Source organism: Aquabacterium sp. UBA2148, from assembly GCF_002328915.1.
Classification (GTDB): domain Bacteria; phylum Pseudomonadota; class Gammaproteobacteria; order Burkholderiales; family Burkholderiaceae_C; genus Aquabacterium; species Aquabacterium parvum.
This window is the reverse complement of the sequence record NZ_DCXA01000014.1, coordinates 10,012-12,927: the sequence shown is the minus strand read 5'-3', so window position 1 is coordinate 12,927 and position 2,916 is coordinate 10,012. Positions and strand designations below refer to the sequence as shown.

Annotated in this window: 3 protein-coding genes; 1 reads left to right on the top strand and 2 read right to left on the bottom strand. The window is 67.7% G+C overall.

Annotation, left to right across the window (positions count from 1 at the left end; translation table 11 throughout):
- Both B2W70_RS00510 and B2W70_RS00505 read right to left on the bottom strand, forming a co-directional pair.
- A partial coding sequence (locus tag B2W70_RS00510; protein WP_286741968.1) for a putative Na+/H+ antiporter occupies positions 1-1,185 on the bottom strand: 1,185 nt, incomplete at its 3' end.
- Between the two features lie 66 nt (positions 1,186-1,251).
- On the bottom strand, positions 1,252-2,043 hold the full coding sequence (locus B2W70_RS00505) for a 4-hydroxy-tetrahydrodipicolinate reductase (RefSeq protein WP_286741966.1): 792 nt from the start codon (positions 2,041-2,043) through the stop codon (positions 1,252-1,254).
- Positions 2,044-2,117: 74 nt separating this feature from the next.
- Between B2W70_RS00505 and B2W70_RS00500 the strand changes: the two genes are divergently transcribed.
- Positions 2,118-2,916: LysR family transcriptional regulator (locus B2W70_RS00500; RefSeq protein ID WP_286741964.1), on the top strand; the 799-nt coding region annotated here is incomplete at its 3' end.

The window sequence follows — 2,916 nt, the reverse complement described above, 5'->3', positions numbered from 1 at the left end:
CTCACCGTCGAAGTGCCGCTTGAGGATGGCGATGCCCGCCGGGTTCGGCGCGTTGGCGATGATGGTCAGGCCGCCGCCCGTGACGGCCCCGGCCACCAGGGCGAGCTTGAACTCATCGGACAGACCTGGCACCAGCGAGCCCAGGTAGGTCAAGGCCGCGTTGTCGGTGAACGCCGTCAGCGCGGTGGCGCCATAGAACACCGCGTCGCTGCTCATGCCCATCAGCACGGGCTCGAGCCACCAGCGCTGCTGCCCGCCCAGCACCACCAGCCCGGCCAGGAAGAAGGCCACCAGCAGGCCTTCGCGCAAGATGAGTCGCCCCTGGTGCTGAGGGTAGGCCGTGGCCACCCCCATGAACAGCAGGAACAGGCCCATGAACATGGCCGGGTGGTGCGCAAAAGCGACCACGCCCGCCAGCAGCAGCAAGTGCACGGCGGTCAGCGCCCAGGGCACGGGGGCTTCGCTCACCGAGCGAGCAGGGGGGCGCAAGTCGATCAGTTCCTTGCGGAACAGCAGCGTCACGCCCACGGCGTTCACCGCCACAGCGATCGCCGCCTTCCAGCCGAAGTTCTGCATCATGAAGGGCAGGTCCCATCCCCAGGCCCCGGCCACCATCAGCACAGGCGGAGCGGCATACGGTGTGAGCGTGCCCCCGATGGAGATGTTGACGAACAGCACGCCCAGCGTGGCGTATTTCAGCCGTTGGGACACGCGTTGTGACAGCACCCGCTCCCCCAGGATCAAGGCGGCCAGCGTCATCGCAGCCGGCTCGGTGATGAAGGAGCCCAACAGCGGCACCAGCAGCATCACCGTGAGGTAGAAGCCCACCTCACCGGGCAGGGGCAACAGCTTGGCCACGAAGCCGATCAGGCCCTTGGCGGCCTGCAGCACCGCACGCGTCGCCGCGATCACCATGATGGCGAAGACGAACAACGGCTCGGTGAAGTTGCGAGAGTCCACGTAGCCCACGGCCGCCTCGTGACCGCCGAACGCGAACATGAAGCCCACCAGCACGATGGCCCAGAAGCCGAACACCACCTCGACCTCGGCCAGCAGGTGCCACACGCCTGCGTGACGCGGTCGGCTGTGGGCCAGGCGCTCGAAAAAGCCGGTGGCAAAGGTGTGGGCGATGGCCAGCGCGAACAGCGCTGCACCGATGAGTTCGATCTGGCTCGGGTGGGGCAAGTGGTGGTCTTTCTGTGGAGGTGTTCGGGGGCGTGTTCGATGGCGCTGGGCGCGGTCAGGCCGGCATCAAGCCGCCTGCAACTGCTCACGCATCACCCCGGCGATCAACTCTTCCATCGTGTAGAAGCCGGGGCCGCGCTGGTGCAGCTCGCGCAGCGCGAAGGCCGCGCCCGTGCCGAAGGCCTCGCGGCGGATGGAGTCGTGCGTCAGGCGCACCGTTTGGTGCGGAAAGCCGAACACCACCTCGTGGTGCCCGACGATGCCGCCCAACCGCAGCGAGGTGATGCGCGCCTCGTCGAGGTCGAGCGTGCTGGCCATGCGCCGCGCCGTGCCCGAGACCTCGGGTTTGTCACGGAAATGCTGCTCGATGATCTCGATGTCGGCCTGGGGCGCGATGGTGCGCAGCAAGCGCGCCGCCACGATCAGGAAGTTGATGCCCACGGTGATGTTGGGCGAGCACATGATGCGGCAGGCATCGGCCAGTGAGCGGATCGCCGCCAGTTGCTCGGGCGTGTAACTGGAAACGGCGCTGACCAGCATCAGGCGATGCCGGCGCACGGCGCCAAGGTAGAGCTGCGCCGACTCGGCCGACGAAAAATCGACCAGCGCGTCGATGGGGTGTTGTGCGATCAGGGCATCCAGCGACTCGCCGGCCGTGGCGATGACGGGCACTTCGGTGCCTGGCAGCATGGTGGGGCTGCCCTGCGGCAACCGACGCCGTGCCACCCAGCGCAGGTCGATCAACTCATCGGCCAGCAGGGCCTGGGCCACGGCCTGTCCGGCGCGGCCGTGACCGAGCAGGCCCACGCGGATGCGGGTGGGACGGCGGTGGGGAGCAGGGTGAACTTGGGTCAGCATCTCCACAGGTTAGACGCCGAAGTCGATCAGGTAAAGTCGAATATACCGTTTCAAATCTTCGGCTGAGATTGCGAGTGGCAAACCTGAACTTCAAGCACCTGCGCTACTTCCTGCAGGTGGCCGACACCGGCAGCATCGCGCGCGCCAGCGAACAGCTGCACATCAGTCCGCAAACCATCAGCGAGCAACTGCAGCAGCTCGAAGACCAGTTGGGCGGCGGTTTGTTCAACCGCCATGGCCGGCGCCTGGCGCTCACCGACAAAGGGCGCATGGTGCAGGGCTATGCCCGCGAGATCTTCACGCTGGGCACCGAGCTGCAGGCCAGTGCGCGCAACAAGGCCCAGGCGCAGCAGCGCATCGAGTTCCGCGTGGGGGTGGCCGACGCCGTGCCCAAATCGGTGGCCTTCAAGTTGCTGGCGCCTGTGCTGCGCATGGGCGAGCACGTGCACCTGGTCTGCCGCGAGTGGCGGCTCGACCGCCTGCTGGCGCAGCTCGCCTTGCATGAGCTCGACCTGGTCATCGCCGATGCGCCGCTGCCGCGCTCGGCCGGGGTGCGCGCCCAAAGCCACCCGGTGGGTGACGAGCCAGTGGGCTTTTTTGCCGCGCCGGCCTTGCTGGCCACTCAGGTTCGGCCCTTTCCAGATTGCCTGGACGGCGCGCCCATGCTGATGCCAGGTGAAGACGCGGTGATGGGGCACCAGCTGCGCGCCTGGTTCGACACACAGGGGGTCCACCCCCGCGTGGTGGCCGAGCTCGACGACGCGGCGCTGACGCACGAGTTCGGCCGCAACGCTGAAGGCTATTTCGTGGCCCCCAGTGCCATGGCGGGCGAGCTCGCCAGTCGCCTCGGGGTGCAATGGGTGGGGCCGGCCG

Coding starts and splice junctions, on each gene's coding strand:
- B2W70_RS00505 (WP_286741966.1), bottom strand. CDS start 2,043: ATGCTGACCCAAGTTCACCCTGCTCCCCACCGCCGTCCCACCCGCATC.